General features: G+C 70.9%; 24 protein-coding genes. 10 read left to right on the forward strand and 14 right to left on the reverse strand.

What is annotated here, in order from left to right; genetic code table 11:
• Nucleotides 1–200: 200 nt before the first annotated feature.
• From J7F03_RS16510 to J7F03_RS16525, 4 genes are all read right to left on the reverse strand, one after another.
• On the reverse strand, nucleotides 201–932 hold the full coding sequence (locus J7F03_RS16510) for a metallophosphoesterase (protein ID WP_214950149.1): 732 nt from the start codon (nucleotides 930–932) through the stop codon (nucleotides 201–203).
• Nucleotides 929–1183 carry a hypothetical protein gene (locus J7F03_RS16515; RefSeq protein WP_214950150.1) on the reverse strand — a complete coding sequence of 85 codons (255 nt, stop codon included), beginning with the start codon at nucleotides 1181–1183 and terminating at the stop codon, nucleotides 929–931. Before J7F03_RS16515 ends, J7F03_RS16510 begins: the two co-directional genes overlap by 4 nt.
• The gene (locus tag J7F03_RS16520; RefSeq protein ID WP_308379618.1) at nucleotides 1180–1842 is read right to left on the reverse strand and encodes a nucleotidyltransferase family protein; all 663 of its coding nucleotides are present in this window, start codon (nucleotides 1840–1842) and stop codon (nucleotides 1180–1182) included. Before J7F03_RS16520 ends, J7F03_RS16515 begins: the two co-directional genes overlap by 4 nt.
• A 246-nt stretch (nucleotides 1843–2088) precedes the next feature.
• Nucleotides 2089–2751: a Ku protein gene (locus J7F03_RS16525; RefSeq protein WP_251072024.1), complete on the reverse strand. Its 663-nt coding sequence runs from the start codon at nucleotides 2749–2751 to the stop codon at nucleotides 2089–2091.
• Nucleotides 2752–2925: 174 nt separating this feature from the next.
• Here J7F03_RS16525 and J7F03_RS16530 point away from each other — a divergent pair, with 174 nt between their 5' ends.
• Nucleotides 2926–3186, forward strand: a complete 261-nt coding sequence (locus J7F03_RS16530) for a hypothetical protein (RefSeq protein WP_214950152.1) — start codon at nucleotides 2926–2928, stop codon at nucleotides 3184–3186.
• A 571-nt stretch (nucleotides 3187–3757) separates the two neighbouring features.
• On the opposite strand, the gene J7F03_RS16535 is transcribed toward J7F03_RS16530, so the two are convergent.
• The 3 genes from J7F03_RS16535 to J7F03_RS16545 all read right to left on the reverse strand — a co-directional run bounded on the left by J7F03_RS16535 (nucleotide 3758) and on the right by J7F03_RS16545 (nucleotide 6716).
• The gene (locus J7F03_RS16535) at nucleotides 3758–4957 is read right to left on the reverse strand and encodes an NAD(P)/FAD-dependent oxidoreductase (protein WP_214950154.1); all 1200 of its coding nucleotides are present in this window, start codon (nucleotides 4955–4957) and stop codon (nucleotides 3758–3760) included.
• 120 nt (nucleotides 4958–5077) lie between these two features.
• On the reverse strand, nucleotides 5078–5908 hold the full coding sequence (locus J7F03_RS16540) for a LuxR C-terminal-related transcriptional regulator (protein ID WP_214950155.1): 831 nt from the start codon (nucleotides 5906–5908) through the stop codon (nucleotides 5078–5080).
• A 337-nt stretch (nucleotides 5909–6245) separates the two neighbouring features.
• Nucleotides 6246–6716, reverse strand: coding sequence for a hypothetical protein (locus J7F03_RS16545; protein WP_214950156.1), 471 nt, complete (start codon nucleotides 6714–6716; stop codon nucleotides 6246–6248).
• A 274-nt stretch (nucleotides 6717–6990) separates the two neighbouring features.
• Here J7F03_RS16545 and J7F03_RS16550 point away from each other — a divergent pair, with 274 nt between their 5' ends.
• The 3 genes from J7F03_RS16550 (at nucleotide 6991) to J7F03_RS16560 (ending at nucleotide 10965) form a co-directional block, all read left to right on the forward strand.
• Nucleotides 6991–8403, forward strand: coding sequence for a family 2B encapsulin nanocompartment shell protein (locus J7F03_RS16550; protein ID WP_214950157.1), 1413 nt, complete (start codon nucleotides 6991–6993; stop codon nucleotides 8401–8403).
• A gap of 304 nt (nucleotides 8404–8707) precedes the next feature.
• Nucleotides 8708–10057 (forward strand): family 2 encapsulin nanocompartment cargo protein terpene cyclase, encoded by a 1350-nt coding sequence (locus J7F03_RS16555; protein WP_214950158.1) that lies wholly within the window; start codon nucleotides 8708–8710, stop codon nucleotides 10055–10057.
• Nucleotides 10058–10059: 2 nt separating this feature from the next.
• On the forward strand, nucleotides 10060–10965 hold the full coding sequence (locus J7F03_RS16560; protein ID WP_214950159.1) for a geranyl diphosphate 2-C-methyltransferase: 906 nt from the start codon (nucleotides 10060–10062) through the stop codon (nucleotides 10963–10965).
• Between the two features lie 353 nt (nucleotides 10966–11318).
• Here J7F03_RS16560 and J7F03_RS16565 read toward each other — a convergent pair whose 3' ends face one another.
• A complete protein-coding gene (locus J7F03_RS16565; protein ID WP_214950160.1) occupies nucleotides 11319–11627 on the reverse strand; it encodes an immunity 53 family protein in 309 nt (102 codons plus the stop codon).
• Nucleotides 11628–12095: 468 nt separating this feature from the next.
• Between J7F03_RS16565 and J7F03_RS16570 the strand changes: the two genes are divergently transcribed.
• Together J7F03_RS16570 and J7F03_RS16575 are read left to right on the forward strand one after the other, a co-directional pair.
• Nucleotides 12096–13277 (forward strand): S8 family peptidase, encoded by a 1182-nt coding sequence (locus J7F03_RS16570; RefSeq protein ID WP_214950162.1) that lies wholly within the window; start codon nucleotides 12096–12098, stop codon nucleotides 13275–13277.
• Nucleotides 13278–13417: 140 nt separating this feature from the next.
• Nucleotides 13418–14950, forward strand: coding sequence for a hypothetical protein (locus J7F03_RS16575; protein WP_214950163.1), 1533 nt, complete (start codon nucleotides 13418–13420; stop codon nucleotides 14948–14950).
• Nucleotides 14951–15002: 52 nt separating this feature from the next.
• Here the strand turns inward: J7F03_RS16575 and cynR are convergent, their stop codons facing one another.
• On the reverse strand, nucleotides 15003–15905 hold the full coding sequence (gene cynR / locus J7F03_RS16580) for a transcriptional regulator CynR (RefSeq protein WP_214950164.1): 903 nt from the start codon (nucleotides 15903–15905) through the stop codon (nucleotides 15003–15005).
• 123 nt (nucleotides 15906–16028) lie between these two features.
• Here cynR and J7F03_RS16585 point away from each other — a divergent pair, with 123 nt between their 5' ends.
• A complete protein-coding gene (locus tag J7F03_RS16585) occupies nucleotides 16029–16679 on the forward strand; it encodes a carbonic anhydrase (protein ID WP_214950165.1) in 651 nt (216 codons plus the stop codon).
• A gap of 83 nt (nucleotides 16680–16762) precedes the next feature.
• Complete coding sequence (gene cynS / locus J7F03_RS16590) at nucleotides 16763–17233, forward strand: cyanase (protein WP_214950166.1); 471 nt, start codon at nucleotides 16763–16765, stop codon at nucleotides 17231–17233.
• Nucleotides 17234–17276: 43 nt separating this feature from the next.
• On the opposite strand, the gene J7F03_RS16595 is transcribed toward cynS, so the two are convergent.
• Entirely contained in the window at nucleotides 17277–17687 is a 411-nt protein-coding gene (locus J7F03_RS16595) for a hypothetical protein (RefSeq protein WP_214950167.1), read from the reverse strand.
• A gap of 215 nt (nucleotides 17688–17902) precedes the next feature.
• Between J7F03_RS16595 and J7F03_RS16600 the strand changes: the two genes are divergently transcribed.
• Together J7F03_RS16600 and J7F03_RS16605 are read left to right on the forward strand one after the other, a co-directional pair.
• Nucleotides 17903–18337, forward strand: a complete 435-nt coding sequence (locus J7F03_RS16600) for an adenylyltransferase/cytidyltransferase family protein (RefSeq protein ID WP_214950169.1) — start codon at nucleotides 17903–17905, stop codon at nucleotides 18335–18337.
• Between the two features lie 35 nt (nucleotides 18338–18372).
• Complete coding sequence (locus J7F03_RS16605; RefSeq protein WP_308379671.1) at nucleotides 18373–18993, forward strand: RraA family protein; 621 nt, start codon at nucleotides 18373–18375, stop codon at nucleotides 18991–18993.
• A gap of 227 nt (nucleotides 18994–19220) precedes the next feature.
• On the opposite strand, the gene J7F03_RS16610 is transcribed toward J7F03_RS16605, so the two are convergent.
• The 4 genes from J7F03_RS16610 to ureG are packed head-to-tail and all read right to left on the reverse strand — an operon-like array spanning nucleotide 19221 to nucleotide 23632.
• Complete coding sequence (locus J7F03_RS16610; protein WP_214950170.1) at nucleotides 19221–20600, reverse strand: ammonium transporter; 1380 nt, start codon at nucleotides 20598–20600, stop codon at nucleotides 19221–19223.
• Nucleotides 20597–21982: an ammonium transporter gene (locus J7F03_RS16615; protein ID WP_214950171.1), complete on the reverse strand. Its 1386-nt coding sequence runs from the start codon at nucleotides 21980–21982 to the stop codon at nucleotides 20597–20599. Before J7F03_RS16615 ends, J7F03_RS16610 begins: the two co-directional genes overlap by 4 nt.
• A gap of 49 nt (nucleotides 21983–22031) precedes the next feature.
• Nucleotides 22032–23003, reverse strand: a complete 972-nt coding sequence (locus tag J7F03_RS16620; protein ID WP_308379673.1) for an urease accessory protein UreD — start codon at nucleotides 23001–23003, stop codon at nucleotides 22032–22034.
• Nucleotides 23004–23008: 5 nt separating this feature from the next.
• Nucleotides 23009–23632, reverse strand: a complete 624-nt coding sequence (ureG, locus tag J7F03_RS16625; protein WP_214950172.1) for an urease accessory protein UreG — start codon at nucleotides 23630–23632, stop codon at nucleotides 23009–23011.
• Nucleotides 23633–23668 lie beyond the last annotated feature (36 nt).

Genomic DNA, 23668 nt, shown 5'->3' on the forward strand with positions numbered 1-23668 from the left:
GCTCATGCCTCTCTGTGCGCGGCGACGGTCCCGGGCCGGGAAGGCGGCCGGGCGGGCGGCTGCTCGAACACCGCCCCGCCGGTGTCACCGTCCCTCAGGCGTCTCCCCAGAAAGGGCGCGGGTACGCCCGAGCGGCGGCAAGACCATTCACGTCCGCGTTCCTCACCGAAGGCCCGCGTACTCACCGAGGGGCCGCGTACTCACCGAAGGGCCGGGGAGAGGTGGTACACGGCGAAGGCACGGTCGATGACGGCCATCGCCACGTTCCGGACGTGGACACCGCCCGCCGTCATGCCGTGCTCGGTGCCGAGGTGGGCGTGCCCGTGCACGGCGAAGTCCGCTCCGGCCTCGTCGATCGCCTCCGCCAAGTGGTAGCTGCCGAGGAACGGGTAGATCTCCGGCGGCTCGCCGGCGACGGTGTCCGGGACGGGAGCGTAGTGCGTGAGCGCGATGCGCAGCGTGCTGCCGCCGTCCTGGAGTTCGCGCAGCGCCTTCGCGAGCCCTTCGGCGCGGGTACGGCTGTAGCGCATGAACGCCTTCATCTCCGGTTCGCCGAACTCGCTGCCGCTGCGGCCGGCGAAGCCTCCGCAGAAGCCCTTCGTGCCCGCGACTCCGACCCTCGTCCCGCCGAGATCGAGGACCACGCCGTCACCCTCCAGGACGTGCACCCCCGCGTCGGTCAGCTCCCGGGCGACGGCCTCCTCCTGGTTGCTCTGGTAGTCGTGGTTTCCGAGTACCGCGACCACGGGGACCGCCAGCGCTGCCACCTCGCCGGCCACCACCCGGGCCTCCCGCGCGGTGCCGTGCCGGGTCAGGTCACCGGCCAGGAGCAGCAGGTCCGCGCAGTCGCCGAGGGTGTCGAAGGCGGGCCGCAGCAGTCCGGCGCTGTCCGGGCCGAGGTGGATGTCCCCGACGGCCGCGACGCGGATCACGACAGCTCCTCGGTGTGGTCGGGAGCCCCGTGGTGGCTCACCGTGAGGTCCGCGTACCAGTCCGCGCCGGCCAGCTCCTCCCCGGCGATCCGCAGGACGGCCTCGCGGCACTCCTCGTCGGCCACGCGACCCCGGACGACGGCCCGGGCCCCGCGCGTGTCGATCCGCAGGCCGAGCTCGGCGACGTCCTCGCGGGCCAGCCGGTCGCGCAGGTGCTCGATGCGGTACTCGATGCTCTCGGCGGATGTCATGGCCCGACCTCCGTGCTTTCCTCGCGGTCGATGACGCGGAGCCGTTCCAGCAAGTGGAGAAAGGCGTCGGGCAGCGGGGCCGAGCGGTGGTCCCGGTCCAGCCGCTCCCAGTCGATCTGCTCGCGCAGCATCCGGGCCATGGGCAACAGGTCGCCGAAGTCGCAGTAGTGCTCGCAGAGCGCGGCGAGGCGGCTGTCCATGAGGTCGGTGGGGGCGAGGACCGGCATCCAGACCGAGTCCACCGCCTTGACGGTCGCCCGCTCCAGGAGTTCCGTGCTCACCGGACGCCGGGCCAGTTCGAAGATCAGGTCGATCTCCTCCCCGCCCGAACTGCCCTTGACCAGCCAGTCCTCCGGAGCGCGGCGCATCGTGATGCCGCCGGCCTCCAGGGCCTTGATCGCCGCCTCGGCGTCCTCGGGCCGCACACAGAAGTCCGTGTCGTGCTGGAAGCGGGCCGGCAGCCCGTGGGCGAAGGCGGCCACGCTGCCGGCGAGCGCGAAGGGCAGCCCGGAGCCCTTGAGCAGCGCCGCCACGTGTTTGGTGGTCTCCAGGATCGCCTGGGTGTGGTCCTTCGGAAGCGGGTCGTCGTCCGGGGCGGGGTGGCTCGGCCGCGCCGGTGGGGAGACTCCCCCTGGGATGTGCAGGTCGGGACGCGTCACGGAGTACCTCACCGTTCGCTCGGCGGACAACTTCCGATACCGGTGCGCGTAACCCGTACGGTGCCCTCGAAACCTCCCGGACCCGATGAGTGCGGCGGAGCCGGGCGGCGGAGCGGCGGAATCAGGCAGCCGCCTTCGCCGGGGCCGAAGACGCCCCGGTGAGCGCGTCGACGAGTTGATCGTGGGTCATGGTGGAACGGCCGGGGAGTTTCGCGGCGGTGGCCCTCTTGTAGAGCTCGGCCTTCGTCAGCTCGCGCAGGTCATCGCGGCCGGCCGCGAGCCGCTTCTTCGCCGGGGCCCCGCGCTCAGCGCGTCGATGAGCTGCTCGGCCATTCGCACCTCCTTCGCCGAGGACTTCGCCCTTCCGGGCAGGGAGCCGATCTCCTTGCGGGGGTCGCGGATCTCGTCGGCCCAGTGCAGCGTGTGGCAGGCGAGCAGCTGGTTCTCCGCCTTGACCGCGACGAGGTACTCGTGCTGGCGCATGACGAACGTGGCGATGCCGGCCTTCCCGGCCTTGTCGAGGGCCTGCTCCAGGAGGCTGTAGACCTTGGCGTACTCCTTGCCCTTGGGCGCGAGGTAGTACGTCTTGTCGAAGAAGATCGGATCGACGTCTTCGAGATCGACGAATCCGGTGATGTCGAGGGCCCGTGAGCGCCCGGGGGCGATGTCGTCCAGCTCCTCGGGCTCGACGAGAACGTACTCGTCGCCGTCGTCGTAGCCCTTCACGATGTCGGAGAGGTCGACCTCCTTGCCGGTGCGTTCGTTGACCCGTCGGTTGCGGATCCGGTCGGACGTGCCGCGCTGGAGCTGGTGGAAGTGGATCGTGTGGCTGTCGGTGGCCGTGTAGAGGCCGACGGGCAGGCTGACCAGCCCGAAGCTCAGGACTCCCGCCCAGACTGGACGTGCCATCGCGCTCACCGTCCTTCCAGCAAACCCCTCAGACGTGCCTGCCCGGAGCAGGGGGGCATCACTCCTCGCGCCGGCGCGAGGAGTGACCCGGCCGGGCCGGGTCGTCCGGGTGTCTGGGCGCGGCCGAGCGGGGTAGGCGGTCGGGAGGGGGCAGGACGATCGAGGGAGTGAGCCATGAGCGAGCACGGCCGATCGGGTCGCCACCCGCGGAGCACACCGTCGCAGGCGATCGGAGAGAGCGGTGACGAGGAGGCCCGACGGGAAGCGGACCGGGCCGTCGTCGAAGACCGGCAGGACACCGACCGGCAGGACTCCGGCGGGCGTGACCTCGAAGGGCACTCGGCCAAACGGCAGCGCCCCGGCATCGGACGCGAGGAGCAGATACATCCCCATCCCCGGGGCCGCCGCCCCGACCGGGAGAGCGACGACCGCTGACCGGACCCGCACTTCCGCTCGCGGTACCCGCCCCGAGGGACGAGGGGGATTCGGCCGCCCAGGAGCGGGCAGGCGCTCCATCGACACCGGGGGTACCCCTACGAGTCAAGGGACCCACTCATGACGAACATCAAGGCCGGGCCGCCCGCCAACCCGTTCCCGCGGGATCCGCAGGGCCGCAGGCCGGCGCCCCCCACGCACCCCTTCCCCAACGACCCCCACACGCCGAGGCCGGTTCCCAGGCCCGTCCCCGGACCCGACCCGATGCCCGAACCGCCGCCGATCCCCACCCCGCGTGCGGTGCCCGCGTTCCCCAGGAATTTAAACTTAGAGGCCATGGGCACCCCGCCCAACGACCCCGTGCCTCCCAACCCCACCCCGGCGCCCGGTCCGGGGCCCGGGCCGCAGCCCGGACCGCTGCCGGGTCCCGTGCCCGCTCCCGGCGGGCCCGACCCGGTGCCGCCGGCACCACCGCAGCCCGAACCCGATCCGCAACCGTCGCCGGGCCCGCGACCGGATCCGTACCCGCAGCCAGGCCCGCTGCCCGGGCCCGTACCGGCCCCCGAGCCGGTCACCTGAGGAGCCGTTCCAGGTTTCCGTCCGAGAAGAACTCCGCGGGCGAGGTGACGCCCGCCGCCATCCTGGCGAACGCGTCCATGGCCGGACGGCTGTGCGACACCGCACCGAGCAGCTGCTGCAGCTCCGCCGGCGGCGGGTCCATCGAGGCGAGCTGGGCGGTGAACTCGTACATCGGCATGACCTGCCCGTCCCTGCTCTCCTGGTACTCCTTCATGGCCGTGTCGAAGGACCGCCTGCCGGTGAAGGTCTGATCGAGTGCCCGTGCACACAGTTCCGCGTCGCGGAAGGCGTCCTGGATGCCCTGTGCGGTGATGAAGTCCTTGAGGTAGCCGGCGTCGCCGACCAGTGCCCAGCCGGGGCCGTACGGCCTGCGGAAGAAGTTGGGGACCCCCATGCCCACGATGCGCTCCACGCGCGTGGCCGACGCGGCCCGCTCGGCGAACGAGGGCACCAGCGCCATGGTGGCCAGGTAGTCGGCCTCGACGTCCGGCCGGTTGGCCTCGAAGTCGCGCATCGGCAGCCCGCAGATGACCACCGTCCGGCCGTCCTTCGTGGGCCACGTGGCGAAGGCCCGGTCGGGCCTGACATAGGTCTCGAACCGGCCGTTCATCGGCAGTCCCGTCCAGTACGAGTAGTAGCTGCACTGGAGCTTCGGCTTCTCGGCGTACGCGACGGCGCCGACGGCCTTCGCGACGAGCGAGCGGATGCCGTCCGCGCCGACGACGACGCGGGCGTACTCCGTGACGCTCCTCCCGCCGGCGCCGTGCCCCCTGATTCCCGTCACGGTGTCGCCCTCGATCACGAGGTCCTCCACGGTGAAGCCCTCGCGCACCTCTGCCCCGGACTCCCGGGCGGCGTCGGCGAGGATCTTGTCCAGGACAGTACGTCGCGGGGCGTACGCGGCCTGGAACCCGGCGCCGGCCGGCGAGCCCTCGATGGTGAGGGGGCCGAAGTCGAAGCGGTAGGTGTCGATCGGCGGACAGCCGCTCCCGACCACCTGGGAGAGCAGTCCCCGCCTGTCCAGGGCGGCGACGCCGGGCGGGTGGATGAGGTGGGTGGAAACCGTGTCGCTCGGGAAGGCGGCCCTGTCGACGACGAGCACCCGGTAGCCCCGGCGGGCCAAAAGCATCGCGGTCGGTGCGCCGGCGCACCGTGCCCCGACCACGATGGCGTCGTAGTTCTGGTTCGTCATGACGTCACCTGCTGTCACTCGGCACCGAAGGGTTGGTACGGAGAAACGCTAGGCGGCGGGCGGGCCGCTCCGCGTCCGCAGAACGTCCACTCCTGGACGTGGGTAATTCTTCCCGGGCCGTCAGACGAGGCCGTGCTTGTGCGCGTATGCCGTGGCCGCGGCACGCGATGACACTGCGAGCTTGGTGAAGATGTTGCCGAGGTGACGGGCGACCGTCTTCTCGCTCAGGAACAGGTCGTCCGCCACGGCCCGGTTCGACTTGCCCACCGCCACGTGCCGCAGCACCTCCATCTCCCGGGCCGTGAGCAGGCCCGCCGTCCTGGGCGTGGCCCTGAGCGCGAGCTCCTCGGCGCGGATCAGGTCCGGTACGGCCCCCAGCTCCCGGAAGACCGATGTGGCGGCCTCGATCTCCAGCCGTGCGGTGATCTCGTCACCGGTCTCCCGGCACGACAGGCCGATGAGCAGGCGGGTCCGGGCGGCGTCGTAGGGCGCGTCGAGGTCCAGGAACGTCGCCACCGCATGGCCGAGCACCGCTTGGGCGCCGCGCGCCTCACCGGACGCCAGGAGCACGGCGCCCCTCGCCTGTCCGCTGACCGCGTCCAGCAGGGGGGAATTCAAGGCCTCGGCGGCCGCGGCCAGTTCCTCCGCGGCGGTGCGGGCTTCCTCGACCTTGTCCGCGGCGAGCATGACCTCCACGTACGCCGGCAGGATCCGGCACCTGGAGGCCCGGTCGCCGGCGGAGTCGAGTGCGGTGCGGATGGCGCGCTCGGCGGCTTCCCCGGCCCCGGCCGCGAGCAGGGACAGCGCGATTCCCGGCTGTGCGGTGTGACCGAGCCTGCCGGCCTCCCCGTAGGCCCGCTCCGCCTCGTCGCGCTCCCCGCGCAGCTGGTGGAGCTCGCCGTATTGGTAGTAGGCGGCGTCGGCGGACTGCGCCGCCGGTACCGAGCGCATCCACCGCACACGCGGTTCGCCTCGTCCAGGGCGTCCGTCCAGTCCCCGTGCAGACGCATGATCTCGACCCGATGGGCCAGGCAGATGCCGCGGTACGGCACCAGCTCCTGCTGCGCCGAGCACCACCGGGACAGCTCGGCCGTCCACTCCCGGGCCCGAAGCAGGTCGAAGACCTCGTGGCAGGCCGCGATCACGGCACGGTAGGCGAGTCCGGACACCACCGGGGACACCTCGCCCGCCGTCACCCCGACCATGGCCTCGTCCAGCAGCCGGACCCCTTCCCCGGTCCGCCCGAGCCGGATCAGGCTCTCGCCGATGGCGACCATGGCGAAATTCATCAGGTCCGGATCCTCGAACCGCGTCGCGAGCGCAGTGCCCGCTCGGACACGGCCCGGGCGTTCTCGGCGTCCCCCGCGAGATAGCTCTGGAGCCCCGTCAGGGCCAGGTGGTACCCCTCTTCGACGCAGTCGGGCTGCGCGGCGTCGTCGAGGAGCCGCCGCGCCCGCGCCATCCAGCCGGCGCTACGGGCCCACTTCCCGCCGAGCGCCAGGTTCAGCCCCAGCCAGAACACGCAGCGGACGGCCCGCGGCACATCGCCGCGGGTCAGCCACGCGTGGTGGGCCCTCGTCCACAGGTCGTCGCTCTCGGGATCCCTCCCGGTCAGGTGCGCGGCGAGCGCGAGCCGCTCCAGGTCGTCGGGATCGAGCGGCTGGTGCCGGTCGGCCTCCGACAGGATCGCGAACAGGTCCCCCCACGCGCGGCGCGACCACGCTTCGCCGGCGGACCGCGACTCTGCGGCTGGGTTCATGGACCGAGTCTTCCAGCCCCCTGGCGAGCGCCTCGGAAACCACACCGGACCGGTCTCGACCAGGCCGGAAGTCGTCGGTCGCCCAGTCAAACCCCGGCACGCACAAGATCACTGGAACGAAGCAACGAAAACGTTTTTTCAAGATCAACAAGGTCTTTCGGCCGTTACTGTTCCCCCGGATCTGGACGGATTCCCGGATTTCGCCCTCTTTTTCCTCTCGCACCGTGACGCGCACGCACGCCGATCACCGCCCTTAAGAAGGAGAGCTCGCCCGATGACCGTTGACACCAGCCCGGAAGCCCAGCTGGAGCCCCCTCGGCAGTCCAGCCTCGGCACCTCGGCCGCCCGCAACCTCGCCACCACGACCAAGTCCGCCCCGCAGATGCAGGAGATCACCTCCCGCTGGCTGCTGCGGATGCTCCCGTGGGTGGAGACCAAGGGCGGCGCCTACCGGGTCAACCGCCGGCTGAGCTACACCGTCGGCGACGGGCGCATCGAGTTCGTCCAGGACGGTGCCCACGTCCAGGTCATCCCCCGCGAGCTCGGCGAACTGGCCCTGCTGCGCGGCTTCGACGACGACGAGGTGCTGACGGCGATCGCCGGCCGGTGCGTCCAGCGCGACTTCCGTGTCGGCGAGGTGGTGGTCGAGCGCGGTACCCCCGCCGAGCAGATCCACCTGATCGCCCACGGCCGGATCAGCCAGACGTCCATCGGAAAGTACGGCGACGACGTCACCGTCGCGGTGCTCGCGGACGGCGACCGGTTCGGTGAGAACGCCCTGCTGGACGCCGACGCCAGGTGGGACTACACCGCCACCGCCGAGACCGCCGGCACCCTGCTCACGCTCTCCCGCGGCGACTTCGCCGCCGTCCTGTCCTCGGCCCCGCACCTCCAGGCCCACATCGAGCAGTTCAGCTCCCTTCCCCTGCAGCGGCAGAACCGGCACGGTGAGGCCGAGATCGCGATGTCGGCCGGCCACACCGGCGAGGCCGAGCTGCCGGGTACCTTCGTCGACTACGAATCCAAGCCGCGCGAGTACGAACTCTCCATCGCGCAGACCGTGCTGCGGGTCCACACGAGGGTCGCCGACCTCTACAACGGGCCGATGAACCAGACGGAGGAGCAGCTCAGGCTCACCATCGAGGCGCTGCGCGAGCGGCAAGAGCACGAGCTGGTCAACAACCGGGAGTTCGGCCTGCTCCACAACGCCGCCTTCAAGCAGCGGATCCAGACCCACTCCGGCCCGCCCACGCCGGACGACCTCGACGAGCTGCTCTGCCGCCGCCGTGGCACCAAGCTCTTCCTCGCCCACCCCCGGACGATCGCGGCGATCGGTCGTGAGATGAACGCCCGCGGGCTCTACCCGGACCACGTCGACGTCGGCGGGCAGCAGGTCCCGGCCTGGCGCGGGGTTCCGATCCTGCCCTGCAACAAGATCCCCATCAGCAAGGAGAACACCAGCTCGATCCTCGCCATGCGAACCGGCGAGGACAACCAGGGCGTGATCGGGCTGCGCCAGACCGGTCTGCCGGAGGAGTACGAGCCGGGCCTGTCGGTGCGCTTCATGGGCATCGACGAGAAGTCGATCATCTCCTACCTGGTCACCACCTACTACTCCGCCGCGATCCTCGTGCCCGACGCGCTCGGCGTGCTGGAGAACGTGCAGATCGCCCGCAGGAGCGACTAGTGCTGTGGCCGGGAAGGTTTGCCGGGTCGCGGTGTTCGGTGCGGTGCAACGCAAGGCGGAGGGCCGCGGCTCGTACTGGACGTACTTCCGTGGTCCGACAACGCGGCGAGGTGCCGTGCCGGGCGCCGCGACCCGGTAGACCTTTCCGGTCGCAGCACTAGAGGACCCGCCCTGTGGTCGTGACGGTCGTGACGGTCGTGACGGCCGGGATCGCCGCGCCGGCCACGACCGCCCGGACCTTCCCGGGCCTGCCGAGCATGCCCGGGATCCGGGACAGCCCACCCACCTCACCAAGGAGTCACGGATGCCCGATCCCGGGCCTTCCCCTCTGCAGTCGAGCCTGCCTGGCGCCGCGGCCCACTTCGGGGCCCACGTCCTCGGCAACGCCCTCGCCCATGCCTCCCGCGGCCTGTCCGCCCTGCCGTCCGGGCCCGCCTTTCCCGCACGGGCCGTACCGGTAGAGGTCCCCGTAGAGGTCCTCGTACCCGGCGGCGCCCCCGGTGGCGACGTCGCGCGGCAGGCGGGCGAGGCCGCTGTCGCGGTCGGGCAGCCGCGCCCCGCCCTGCGACGGATCCTGCGCGGCCCGAGCGGTCTGGGCACGGAGAGCCTGCACTGGGCCCGGGACGAGGACCCGCCGGCGCCCGTGGAACCCGCGGCGCCGGCGCCGCCGGCAGCGGGAAATCCGATCCCGGGCCTCTACTACCACCCGATCCCGGAGCCCGACCCGGTCCGGGTGGAGGAGGTCAGCCGCAGGATCAAGGCATGGGCGCTGGACGAGGTCGAGCTGTACCCCGAGGACTGGGAGGACCAGTTCGACGGCTTCTCCGTCGGGCGCTACATGGTCGCCTGCCATCCGGACGCCCCCACCGCCGAGCACCTGATGCTCGCCACACGGCTGATGGTCGCCGAGAACGCCGTCGACGACTGCTACTGCGAGGACCACGGCGGCTCGCCCATCGGACTCGGCGGGCGCCTGCTGCTGGCGCACACCGCACTCGACCCCCTGCACACGACGAAGGAGTACCACCCGGAGTGGGAGCGGTCGCTCCACTCGGACGCGCCCCGGCGCGCCTACCGCTCCGCCATGGAGTACTTCGTCCGGCAGTCCACCCCCTCCCAGGCCGACCGGTTCCGGCACGACATGGCCCGTCTGCACCTCGGGTACCTGGCCGAAGCGGCCTGGGCCCAGACGGAGTACGCCCCCGAGGTGTGGGAGTACCTGTCGATGCGCCAGTTCAACAACTTCCGCCCCTGTCCCACCATCACCGACACCGTCGGCGGCTACGAACTCCCGGCGGACCTGCACGCCCGGCCCGACGTGCAGCGGGTCATCGCGCTCGCCGGGAACGCCACCACCATCGTCAACGACCTGTACTCGTACACCAAGGAACTCGCCGCCCCCGGACGGCACATGAACCTGCCCGTGGTGATCGCCGAACGCGAGGGGACCTCCGACAAGGAGGCCTACCTGAAGGCGGTCGAGGTCCACAACGACCTCATGCACGCCTTCGAGGCCGAAGCCGCCGCCGTGGCCGCCGCCTGTCCCGTCCCGAGCGTGCTGCGCTTCCTGCGGGGAGTGGCCGTGTGGGTCGACGGCAACCACTACTGGCACCAGACCAACACCTATCGCTACAGCCTGCCCGACTTCTGGTAAGGATGGACTTATCCGTGACTAGCACCGATCTCACCACCACCGTGACCTCTGCCGGCAATTCCGTGATCATCCCGGGCCCGGCGACGCCCTACCAGGGGGACATCGCCCGTTACTGGAACAACGAGGCCAGGCCCGTGAACCTGCGCCTCGGCGACGTCGACGGCCTTTACCACCACCACTACGGCATCGGCGACGTCGACCACTCCGCCCTCGGCGACGCCGACGACAGCGAATCCGAGAAGAAGCTGGTCGCCGAGCTCCACCGGCTGGAGTCGGCACAGGCCGAACTCCTCCTGGACCACCTCGGCACCATCGGGCAGGACGATACGCTCGTGGACGCCGGCTGCGGCCGCGGCGGCTCGATGGTCATGGCCCACCAGCGCTTCGGATGCAAGGTCGAGGGCGTCACCCTGTCGGCCAAGCAGGCCGACTTCGCCAACCAGCGCGCCCGCGAGCTCGGCATCGCGGACCACGTCCGCGCCAGCGTCTGCAACATGCTCGGCACGCCCTTCGAGACCGGGCAGGCCGCGGCCTCGTGGAACAACGAGTCGAGCATGTACGTGGACCTGCACGACCTCTTCGCCGAGCACTCCCGGATCCTCGAGGTCGGCGGCCGCTACGCCACCATCACCGGCTGCTGGAACCCGCGTTACGGCCAGCCCTCCAAGTGGGTCTCCCAGATCAACGCGCACTTCGAGTGCAACATCCACTCCCGCCGGGAGTACCTGCGCGCCATGGCCGACAACCGCCTCGTACCGCAGGCCGTCATCGACCTGACTCCCGAGACCCTGCCCTACTGGGAGCTGCGGGCCACGTCCCGCCTGGTCACCGGCATCGAGGAGGCGTTCATCAACTCCTACAAGGACGGCTCTTTCCAGTACGTCCTGATCGCGGCCGACCGCGTCTGACGGACCACACCACATCCGACCGACCGACGACCGAAAGGGCCGGGCCCGTCATCCGACGGACCCGGCCCTTGCGGCGGTACGTCCGACCGTGCGTACGAGATCGCAGGGGTTGCGGAAGAGGCCGCGCTCCCTCGCCTCGCTCCGCGAGCGCGGGCAACGGGACACGGACGATCACGAGCGGGACGACTTCATGGTCCTGCTCCCGGACGGAGAGGCCCGGCCCGGGAAGAAGTCGGCGCTTTGGACGTACTCCATCGCTTTGGCATACGCCGGATCGCCGAGGCGGCGTTCCATCTCCTGCGGGCTCGGCTCTTCCACTCGGGTCTGGATCCAGAGGTTGGTTCTGCGCCTGCTCAGAGAGCGGTCGAGGTGGCCCAGGTACGAAACAGAGTGAGGGCCTCGGCGAGGTTGCCGGGGCCGCACGCGGCGTGGAAGGTCTTCTCAGCGGTCCAGGCCCAGACCCAGTCCTGCGTGCTGCGGTTGACGTCCTGGCGGGGGTACTCGCGTCCCTCCAGGTCCGTCTCCTCCAGATCGATCTCGATGGTCCAACCGGGATTGTCGAGCGTGGCAATCTTCAAGCCCCACTCGTGCTCCCACTCGCCGTCGCACTGCTGCGCGTACCAGTTCTGCAGCCAGTCAAGAAGAGGCCCCGAATCGCTCATGGCAGAAGATGCTAAGCGAGTCGCGCGCCAGGCTCGGACGTGGCTGGTCCAAGCAGCAGGGGAGAAGCGATGGCGGAACCGGTACGAGTACGCAGACTGACCGACCAGGGGGGCAACGACTGCGGCAGATCGTGCGCCGGAGCAGCACCAGCTCGGTGCGCACCGCCGCGCGATGATGCTGCTGGCGTCGGCCGGCGGGAACCGGTCCATACGGGTGATCTTGTCGGGGTGGTCACAGGGCCGTGCGGAGCAGGCCACGCCCTGACGGCGGAGGGGATAACCCTTTCTGCCGCTTGTGCGACAGGGCGTCCCGACCCCGATGGTCGGACGATCGGCCAGGCGGGGTCGGCGGTTGAAGCCGCGCCGGAGGCGGCACCGATGGAACGAGGGCCGCCCCCGCACAGGCACCAGCCGTGGCGGGGCGGCTCACCCATGCCGACCCTCCGTCCCCCTCAGGGAGCTCTTTTCATGCGCCTGCTCGCACGTCTGGCCACCGCCGCCCTCATCACCGTGACCCCGATCGCGGCCGGTACGGCCTCCGCCGCGGCCCCGGAACCGACCCCGGCGCCGCTGCACACCTCCTCGAAAGCGGTGCCCGGCAAGTACATCGTGACCCTGGAGAAGGGGGTGGACGCGGCCAAGGCCGCGCAGAAGCTTGGACTGACGCCGTCGTTCGTCTACGGCTCCGTGTTGAACGGCTTCGCGGTACCGATGACTCCGCTCCAGCTGACGATCGTCCGCAACAGCCTGGGGGTGAAGTCGGTGGAGGAGGACGCGAAGTTCCAGGCCACGCCGATGCAGGCCACCGCGCCCGGGACCCGGGCCCCGTCCGCGTCCTGGGGACTGGACCGGATCAACCAGAAGAACCTGCCGCTCGACAACGACTTCAGCACCGAGGGCAACGGCGCCGGAGTGACGGCGTACATCCTCGACACCGGCATCGACTACGCCCACGAGGAGTTCGGGGGACGCGCCACCCTCGGCTACGACGCCGTCGACGCCCTGGCGAAGGGGCAGGACTGCAACGGCCACGGCACTCACGTCGCGGGCACGGTGGGCGGCAGGACGTACGGGGTGGCGCGCAAGGTCAGCCTGGTCAGCGTCCGCGTGCTCGGCTGTGACGGCGGAGGGGAGGTCTCGCAGGTCATCGCGGGCCTGGACTGGGTGGCCAAGAACGCCAAGCAGCCCGCCGTCCTGAACGGCTCGCTCGGCGGGGACAAGTCCGAGGCCGTGAACGACGCCGCGAACGCCCTGTCCGACGCCGGTGTGCTGCCGGTCATCGCGGCGGGCAACGCCTCGAAGGACGCGTGCTTCGTCTCCCCGGCCTCCGCGTCCCGTGTGCTGACGGTGGCGGCGAGCAATCAGTGGGACGAGGAGGCGTTCTTCTCCAACTACGGCGCGTGCGTCTCCGTCTACGCCCCCGGCGAGGCCATCGTCTCGGCGAAGCTCGGCGGCGGCTCCCTCGCCCTGAACGGCACATCCATGGCCGCCCCGCACGTGGCCGCAGTCGTCGCCCTCTACAAGGCCGCGCACACCGCGGCGGTCCCGTCGGAGATCGCCGAGTTCATCGAATCCGAGGCCACCAAGGACCTTCTGACCGACGTCAGCAAGACCAGCCCGAACCAGCTGCTGTCCACCGGCGGGCTCTGACCCTCGGAGCGCCTCAGCCCCCGGCGGCCGACCAGGCCGCCGGGGGCCGGCCGAACGTGTGCAACCCCGTGCCGCTTGGCGTGTCTGACCCGTCCCGGGGCGGGGTACAGACCTTGGCAGGCTGACGTCGGGGGGCGCGGATGGGTCGGGCACTGCGGGTGGGGTTACCCGTACTTCTGGCGGGCTGTGTCCTCTGGTACGCCTCGTACTACACCACCATCGTGGTCTGGGAGACGCGCAACCTCTTCTCGTGGCTGGCCGCGCCCTTGCTGGGGGCCTGCCTCGTCACACTGCTGTGGCTGCTGGTGAAACGGATCCGCGGGAAGGGGCGCGACGCCGGCGGTGGCGGCGCGGCGGTGGCCCTCGGATGGCTGTGCGGAGTCCTCGGCCTGGGCATGGCGGTCTGGTGGCTGGTGTACGGCGCGTACCTCCAGGACCGGGAGTACATGCACGACGTGCGGATCGTGACCGAGGCGGTGCCCGAGCTCGCGGCCAGGGCGCCCTACGTGGTCGGCAAGGCGCAGGCCGCCCCCCACCTGGGTGACGTCACCGGCGAGATCTCCGACATCACCTACCTCCCGGACTCGGACCGGTTCGCGACCCTGGTCGAACGGCGCGGCTGGCTGTCGGGATACGAGGTCGGCCTCGTGCAGGACATTCCGCTCGGTGGCAACAGCCGTACGCAGCAGCGTTGTTCGTTCGACGTGGAGGTGGCGGACGCGCGGATCGGCGGCTGGTTCAACCACAACCTCGGCCGGAAGATCTCGGCGCTGAAGCGGTGGGTGCGCTTCGACGCCGGCGACGCCTACGTGACCTGCGAGGACGGCACACCGATCGTGGTCGTCCCGCTGAAACGCCAGACCGGAGTCCTGGTGGTGACCGAACGGCCCGCCGGACTCGCGCTCTACGACGGACGGACCGGAAGACTCACGATCACCACCGACACGGCCGCGGTGCCCGGCCCGTCGTATCCGCTGAGCCTCGCGGCCCGGCAGCGGGAGGGAACCGCGGCGGTCGGGAGTTTCGCCGACTGGTGGTTCGAGCGCAGCGGCTGGGACGAGTCCGAGGACGGTGCCAACGAGGGCAACGAGTCGGAGTTCACCCTGCAGTACCGCGACACGAGCGGGCGCAGCGCGTACGTCACCCCCCTCACCCCGCAGGGGGAGGCAAGCTCGGTCGTGGCCGTATCGACCGTGCCGACCCGCCACCAGGGCGGCGGGCTCGCCCCGATGACCGTCCACCGGCTCAGTCCGACGTGGTCGTCGCCGAAGGCGCTCGTCGCACTGATCAAGGCGGAGTACCGGGACGTCTGCTGCTACAACGACGACAGGGTGTTCGAGGTCGTTCCCACCGGCGGCAGCACGTGGACCGCCACGGTCGGCAGCGAGCAGAACATCCGCTACCGGGTGGAGGGCAGGGGCCAGGTGGACGGCCGCGAGGCGACCTGCCTGAAGGCCGCCGACGGAGCGCTCATCCGGTGCGCGTACGCGGCGCCCGGCTCGCCGGAGGAGCGCGAACTCCAGCGCAGGGAGCAGGAGAAGCAGAAACAGAAGACCGAGAACCCCGCGAGCCCGGCAGACCCCGGCGACCTCACCGCCTACACCCCGGAACAGCTGGCCGAACTGCAACGACGCGTCTCCGAGGAGATGGTCCGCCGGCTGAAGGGCGCCTAGCGCGTCGTGCCGGCGGCCGTCTTCCCGTACGGGTACGGGTACGGGCGCGGGCTCAGGCTTCGGTCCCGGCGGCGGCCGACCACTCGCGGACGAGGGCGGTGAAGGCGCGGGCCGCCGCGCTCTGGTAGCTGCTTTCGCGGCGCAGCAGCGTGACGGTGCGCGGGGGGAGGGCGGGTTCGAGGGGGACGGGGTGGAGGTGGGCGTGGGTGTGGGTGATCGCGTCGGGAAGGACGGTGGCGAGCGGGGCGCGCTGGACGATCTCGGTGAGGGCGTTGATGGAGTTGGCCTCCACCGCGATGCGGGGCCGCACGCGGTGTGCGGCGAAGTGCGCGTCGATGTGGGCGCGGGTGACGAAGTCCCCGCTGAGCAGGGCGAGCGGATGGTCGGCGAGCTCGGCCAGGGGGAGCGGCCCGGTGCGTCCCGCCTGGGGGTGGGGGGTGCCCACGACGAGGCCGAGGGTCTCGGTGAACAACTCGATGCCGGTGATGCCGGGCAGGTGGGGACCGCTGAAGGCGATGCCCAGGTCGAGGGCGTCGGCCAGTAGCGCGTTCTCGATCTGATCCTGAGTCAATTCCTTGACGTCCAGGGAGATTCCGGGATGGCGTGCGTACAGCAGCTCGGTCAGCGGGCCGATGAGGTACGCGGTGAAGGTGGGGGTCATCGCGAGCCGCAGGGTGCCGGTCGAGAGGTCGTGGACGTCGAGTACGGCGCGTTCGGCGGCGGCCAGGTCCCGTAGCGCGCGGCGGGCGTGGCGGGCGTAGACCGCGCCGGCGTCGGTGAGCCGGACCGAGCGGCCCGTGCGGTCCAGCAGCTGGACCCCCACCGTCCGTTCGAGCTGCTTGATCTGCTGGGACAGGGTGGGCTGCGAGATGTGCAGCTCTTCGGCGGCGCGGGTGAAGCTCGCGTGCTCGGCCACGGCGAGCAGATAGCGCAGGTGACGGAGTTCCGGTGCCATGGATCCGACTATAGATGACATCGATAGCGATCATGGATTCTGCGACTTGGACTCTATGAGTGCAGCTCATGCATGGTGGAACACGTCGGCCCCACGGGGTCGGAACCCACGAAGGGAGTGACCATGAATGACCTCAGCGAGGGCGTCGCACGCTTTCAGCAGGACGTCTTCCCGGCCAAGGCGGAGCTCTTCGCCCACCTGGCGACCACGCACAGCCCGACCACGCTGTTCATCAGCTGCTCCGACGCCCGCGTCGTGCCGGAGCTGATCACCCAGCGCGAGCCGGGTGAGCTGTTCGTCATCCGTACCGCGGGCAACCTCGTCCCCGCCTACGCCCCCGGCTCCGACGGGGTCGCGGCCGGCATCGAGTACGCCGTCGCCGTCCTGGGTGTGAGCGACGTCGTGGTCTGCGGGCACTCCGCCTGCGGCGCCATGACCGCCCTGGCCGAGGGCCACGACCTCGCCGCCCTGCCGGCCGTCGCACACTGGCTCCGCAACGCGGGCGCCTCGCGGGCCGGTACGGCTCCCACCGGTCCCACGGGTCCCGACAGCGCCCTTGTCCCCGCCGCGGTCGAATCCGAGGACAGGGTGAGCGCGCTGGTGCGGGACAACGTCGCGGCGCAGCTGGCGAACCTGGCCACGCACCCCTCGGTGGCCCGCGCCCTGGCCGCCGGGGCGGTCACCCTGCACGGCTGGGTCTACGACATCGCCACCGGCACGGTCGCCGAGCTCGCTCCCACCGCCGCCGGCCGCGCTCCCGTCCACGCGGGCTGACCTCCAGCCCCCGTCGGCGTTCGGCCCCCACCGGAACGCAACAACCTCCCCCCCCGTCAGTACGTAAGAGAAGGAAACCTCCCATGGCGCACGCCCAGTTCGACCCCACCGCCCGCCAGGCACTGGCCATCGCCGCGGTCGAGGCCAAGACCCGCAAGGACCTCACCTGGCGGCAGATCGCCGAGCCGACCGGCCTGTCGGTCGCCTTCGTCACCGCGGCCCTGCTGGGCCAGCACCCGCTGCCCGCCGACGCCGCCGAGGCCGCGGCCGGGATCCTGGGGCTGGGCGACGACGCCGCGCTGCTGCTGCAGACCATCCCGACCCGCGGTTCCCTCCCCGGCTCCATCCCCACGGACCCGACGATCTACCGGTTCCACGAGATGCTCCAGGTGTACGGCACCACGCTGAAGGCCCTGGTCCACGAGGAGTTCGGTGACGGCATCATCAGCGCGATCAACTTCAAGCTCGACGTGAAGAAGGTCGCCGACCCCGAGGGCGGCGAGCGCGCGGTCATCACCCTGGACGGCAAGTACCTCCCGACCAAGCCGTTCTGAGCCGCTCGCTCGGCCCGGCGCGGCCGGAGCCTGTCGTCGGTCGTCAGTCCTCGGTGAGGACGAAGTGCGTCCCGCGGCCGCCGGCGTCGACGTGCACGACCTGGTCGCCCACCCGGACGGTCTGGGTGCCGGCGGTGGTCCAGGACCCGTCCGGGCCGCCGCTGCCGGGCAGCGGTGTCCAGACCTCGAGGAAGGTGCTGCCGTCGAGGTTGGTGCCGGTCTCGATCATGCGGGTGCCCTCGGCGCGCAGGGTCGCGACGTCGTGGCCGGGCTCGCCGACGTCGTGGTGGAAGGTGACCTGCTCGCCGTCGTACGAGGTCGTCCCGGCGAATCCGCGGCTGTCCGCGTAGCAGGCGCCGGACTGGATCCACACGACGTGCCCGGTCTCCAGGAGCGGGCCGCTGTCACGGCTGATTCCGGCGCGGAGCCATGCGCCACGGGTGGGTGCGTCCATGCTCCCAGGGTGTCAGAACCCCGGCCGGCGGAGGGCCGAGGCGCACCCGAGGAGTCGGCCGGCACGGCCGGCGCGCTCACCGGAACCAAGATTCCGGATAGCGGACGGCGCTGTCGATCCACCCCCGGACCGACTGTGTGCCGTCGCCGCCACCGTGCCTTACGATCGCGGTGCCCCGTGCCTTCGGGGAGGTCATCCTGGTCTGGGGGAGTGTCGTGTCTCGCGTTGTCGGCTATGCGTCCGGCGTGTTCGACCTCTTCCACATCGGACACGTGAACCTCCTCAGGCACGCCCGCGGCCAGTGCGACCACCTCGTGGCGGGCGTACTGACCGACGAGGTAGCGGGCCACAAGGGGCACGCCCCGGTCGTACCGCTCCACGAGCGGCTGGAGATCGTGAGCTCGGTCAAATACGTCGACGAGGCCGTCGTCGACACCACGCTCGAAAAGATGGAGGCCTGGCGGCAGGTCGGCTTCCACCGCCTGTTCAAGGGCGAGGACTGGAAGGGAACCCTCCGCGGCGCCCAATGGGAGCGCGACTTCGCGGAGGTGGGGGTCGAGGTCGTCTACCTCCCCTACACCATGCACGTCTCCAGTACGACGCTGCGGAAGCTGCTCCAGGTACTGGTCGACAGCGGCGACCGGCGCTGAAGCCGTCGCGGCCCGGACGAGCCGGAAGAGTAAGGATCGATGTGAACAGCGCATTCAAGGACGTCCCGCCCACCATCCTCGCCGACCTCCTGGGCCGCGCGCAGGTCATGGACATCGGCATCCGCCCGCTGTGGGACTCGCCGCGCGTCGCGGGGCCCGCTTACACCGTGCGCTGTGAGCCCGGCGACAACCTGATGCTGCACGCCGCCATCTACCGCGCGGAGCCCGGCTCGGTCGTCGTCGTGGAGTCGGGCGACGTGGACCACGCCCTGGCCGGCGGAAACGTGTGTGCCGTCGCCCAGCGCCGGGGCATCGCCGCGTTCGTGGTCGACGGGGTCATCCGCGACCTCGGCGAGGTGCGCGAGGCGGGCTTCCCCGTCTTCTCCCGGGGTGTCATCCCGATCCCGGGGACGAAGGAGAGGATCGGCTCGCTCGGCGACCCGGTCCGGGTCGGCGGTGTGACCGTGCACCCCGGCGACATCGTGGTCGCCGACGAGGAGGGCATCGTGGTCACCCCCGCCGCCCGCCAGGAGGAGATCCTCCTCACCGCGCAGGCCAAGCTGGCCAAGGAGGCCGGGGAGTCCCTGGACGACTGGGAGGAGCAGCACCGCTCCCGGATCGAGAAGGCACTGAGCGACCTGGGCTTCACCGGCTGACCGGGGCCGAGCCCGCCCGCCGCGCGTGAGGTAGGGATCGGCGAAGGGGACCGGGACGGACTGGTGGGCGAACCACCCGCACCCCGGCGCCGAGCCGGGGTGCGGGGGTACCAGAGTCCGCGCTCCTCGGACCGAAGACCTGTACGTCGATCCGTACGTCCTCGACGACGGAGTCCGGTGCGGCGAAGCGGGCGCTCGGTGAGTCTTCGCCGTGCGGGCGCGGGTCGCTACTCGCCGCCGCTTGCCCGGGCGCTCACCAGGACCTCTCGCAGCCGGGCCACCAGGGCGGAGGCGCTCTCCGGTTCCTCGTGCTTCCCCGGGGCCCGGCTGTCGCCGGTCGTCAGCTCCTTGAGGTTGTCGTAGAGGACCTCGGAGTACGCCTGTTCCTTCTCCACCATTCCGCCGGGCTGGCGCAGCCCGATGGTGGCCTCGATGACCCTGCCGATCAGCGCGGTCATCGCGAACGAGAACAGGCCGAGCACCACCGTGGCGGTGAGCTGCTTGCCGAGCAGGTCCCAGGAGCCCCCGTAGAAGAGGCCCTTGTGGCCCGTCAGGGTTCCGGTCGCGCACAGTCCGGCCATGACCATGCCGACGATGCCGCCCCAGCCGTGGATGCCCACGACGTCCAGGGTGTCATCCACCCCGAGCCGGTACTTCCAGCTGATCGCGAACGCGCAGGTCAGACCGGCGAGAAAACCGATGACGGTGGCCCACACCGGACTCACCCCGCCGGCCAGCGGGGTCATGGCGACCAGGCCGGTGACGGCGCCCATGCACATGTCGAGCAGCCCGACCCGCCGGGTGCGCCACCAGCTGGTGACCGCCCAGCCGGCCATCGCCGCGCCCGCCGCGAGCTGGCTGTTGAGGAAGGCCATCGCGGCCCCGCCCGGGGTCCCCAGCGAGGAACCGGTGTTGAAGCCGAACCAGCCGAACCACATCAGCGACAGCCCGATGACCACGAGCGGCAGGTTGTGCGGCCGGATGTCCTGGCGCTCGAAGTCCGCCCGCTTGCCCGCGACGATGGCGAGGGCGAGACCGGCGGCGCCCGAGCCGATCTCCACGACCGTGCCGCCGGAGAAGTCGACGGCGCCGAGCTGCTCGGCGACCCAGCCGGCCGGGTCGAACACCCAGTGCGCCATGGGGATGTAGACCAGCAGGGTCCAGGCGATGACGAAGGCGATCCAGCCGCTCATCTTGGCGCGTCCCGCGATGGAACCGGCGATCAGGGCCACGGTGACGATCGCGAAGGACATGTGGAAGACCGCGAAGGTGACCGTGGGCACGGAGCCGGTCAGTGACGTGGCGTCGATCCCGCGCAGGAAGGCCCGGTCCAGGGTGCCGATGACGCCGAGCCCGCCGGCGTCGGGGCCGAAGACCAGGGAGTACCCGATCGCGAACCAGAGCACGGTGACGATCACCACGCAGAAGAAGATCATCTTCAGCATGGCGACGATCTGGCCGGTGCGGACCATTCCGCCGTAGAAGAAGGCGACTCCAGGGGCCATCAGCAGCACCAGCGCGGAGGCCATCATCAGCCAGGACGCGTTGCCGGAGTCGGCGACGGAGGCAGCGGCAGCGGTGCCGGCGGGGATCACGTGCGTGTTCACTTGTCACGCTCTCGTCGGTCCAGCACGGATACGATCTCGGCGAGCAGCGCGGCGTCCTGCCGCTTCGCGGCGTCCTTGGCCGCGCCGCCCGGCGCGCCCACCGCCGCGGGCTCCCGGGACGCGTCGCCGGCCTCGCCCATCCGGTCACGGATCTGGTCGAGGGTCTCGTTGTCGTACGCGACCTCTTCCTCGCGGCCGGGTACGTTCTCGTACTCCTCGGACGTGCGGAAGCCGACGGCCTTGTCGATCGCCTTGGCGATGAGCCAGGTCATGGCGAAGGCGAAGGTGCCGACCGCCAGCACGGCGACCGCCTGACGCCACAACTGGTCGAGGCCGCCGCCGTAGAAGAGGCCCTTCTTGCCGCTCATCGCGGCCGTCGCGAAGAAGCCGATGGAGAGCACGCCGACGATGCCGCCCCAGCCGTGCACGCCGACCACGTCCAGGGTGTCGTCCACGCCGATCTTGAACTTCATGTTGATGGCGAAGCAGCAGACCACACCGGCGGTGAAGCCGATGATCAGCGCACCGAGCGGAGAGACCTCGCCGCAGGCCGGGGTGATGGCCACCATGCCCGCGACCGCCGCCGAGGCGACGCCCAGCATTTCCACGTGGCCCAGGCGCCACTTCTCGATGATCGGCCATCCGATCATCGCGCCCGCGGCCGCCAGCTGCGTGTTGAAGAAGGTGGTCGGCGCGCTGCCCTCGACCTGGAGTGCGGAGCCCGCGTTGAAGCCGAACCAGCCGAACCACAGCAGGGCCAGGCCGATGATGACCAGCGGCAGGTTGTGCGGGCGGATCGTCTCGCGCTCGAAGTCCTTGCGCTTGCGCAGCGCGATGGCGACGGCGAGCCCCGAGGCACCCGAGCTGAGCTCGACGGGCAGACCGCCGGCGTAGTCGAGCGCGCCCAGGTCGTTCTGGATCCAGCCGTCGGGGGCGAACACCCAGTGCGCGGTGGGCACGTAGACCAGCAGCGTCCACGCGACGACGAAGACCAGCCAGCCCTTCATGGTGGCTCGTCCCGCGATCGAGCCGCTGATCAGCGCCACAGTGATGATCGCGAACGACATCTGGAAGCAGGCGAAGATCACGGTCGGGATGGAGCCGTGCAGCGAGTCCATTCCGATGCCCTGGAAGAAGGCGTGGTCGAGATCGCCGATCAGCCCGCCCCCGGCGTCCTTGCCGAAGGCGAGGGAGTAACCGACCGCGACCCACAGGATCGTCACCAGGGACAGGCAGGCGAAGCTCATCTTGAGCATCACCAGCACGTGCTTGGTCTTGACCATGCCTCCGTAGAAGAAGGCGAGGCCGGGGGTCATCAGCAACACCATCGCGGTGCTCGCCATCATCCAGGCGGTGTTACCCGTGTCGTAGCCACTGGGCATGGTGGGGGAGATCTCTCTGGTCGTGAACGGGCGGGAGGGGGAGGGACGTTCAGGTCTTGCGCAGGGCCGGGGCCGGTACGCCGATCAGCCTGCGGCGCACCGCGTCCCAGACTGCGGTGAGCGCCCGGGTCACGGCCTCGGTGTGGTCGCCGAGCAGCCGCACCCAGGCCCCGCAGTCCTGCGGGAGCACGCTGACCCCGTACGGAAGTTCGCGGCCGGCCAGGGTCTCGTACAGCAGGTCGGCCAGCTCGCGGGCGGGCGCCAGCGGGCTGAGAACGAAGAAGCAGGCCGTCACGGAGTGGCCGGCCAGCACGGCGGGCCCGTCGACCGCGGCGCTGCCGGGACCGCCGGGACCGCCCGGCTCCAGCCGTACGGTGTCCAGTGCGAGCAACTCGCCGTTCGGGCGGCGTAGTTCGAAGTCGGAGGCGAAGACCTCGTAGGCGTTGCGCTCCCCGCGCGCGAGCCGGCCGGACAGCACCGTCTCGCTCGCCAGCACCGTGGCGGTGGGGTCGGCGGTGATGACCGTGCGCTGGTAGAAGCGCGAGTCGACGTAGGGGATGACCGGGTCCGGCAGGTACTCGACGTAGGCATCCGGCCCGGCGGTCAGGAAGGTCTGCGCGGCGGCGTAGTCGTGCTCCATCCGGTAGACCTTGGTGGCCGCCTGGGTCGTGACGTGGCCCGAAGTGCCGGGGCCGAAGGCGAGGTCGGTGCGCAGCCGGTCGGCCTGGATGATCCCGCCGCCCGTGGACATCAGGAAGGTGATGGGCAGGTCGGGGCGGTGCGGGTCGAAGTAGAGCGGCCGCGTGATCTGCAGCGGGGACTTCTGGTAGTGCCGCACCAGCTCGGTGCGTCCGGCGGCCAGCTCGAATCCCAGCTCCAGCAGGCCGACCTTGCCCGGGCGCCCGACACCGAGGGTGTCGGGCGCCGAAGAGTGCCGGAGCACCTCGGGCGGGACGCGCGGGGGCTCGTAGTGCGAGGGGTCCAGCCGCACGCGGGGCGCCGGCAGGGGGGTGGCCGCCACGACGCTCACGCCGGTACCCGGCGGAAGGACTCGATGAAGGTCGCGACTTCCTCCAGGCCCTGACCGGTCAGGCAGTTGGTCAGGGCCACGGGGCGCCCGTCGCGCACGTGGTTCGCGTCGCGCTCCATCACCCCGAGGTCGGCGCGCACGTACTGGGCGATGTCGATCTTGTTGATCACCAGCATGTCGGACTCGGTGATGCCGGGGCCGCGCTTGCGGGGCATCTTCTCGCCCTCGGCGGTGTCCAGGACGAAGAGGAACATGTCGACCAGGACGGGGCTGAACGTCAGGGTGAGGTTGTCGCCGCCCGACTCGTAGAGCAGGGTGTCGACATCGGGAAACCGCTCCAGCATCTCGGCGCCCGCGGCGAGGTTCATCGTCGGGTCGTCGCGCACGGCGGTGTGCGGGCACGCGCCGGTCTCCACGCCCACGACCCGCTCGGGATCGAGTACCCCGGCCAGGGTGCGGCGGACGTGGTGGGCGTCCTCCTGGGTGTAGATGTCGTTCGTGATCACGGCGGGCCGGTGTCCGCGCTCGATGAGCACCGGCACCAGGGCCTCGATCAGCGCCGTCTTGCCGGAGCCGACGGGGCCGCCGATACCGACCCGCAGGACGTTGTCCTCGTTCATCAACAGTCACACACCTTCTGGAAGGACAGTCGGAAG

Origin of the sequence: Streptomyces sp. ISL-43, from assembly GCF_018614195.1 — a bacterium.
Classification (GTDB): domain Bacteria; phylum Actinomycetota; class Actinomycetes; order Streptomycetales; family Streptomycetaceae; genus Streptomyces.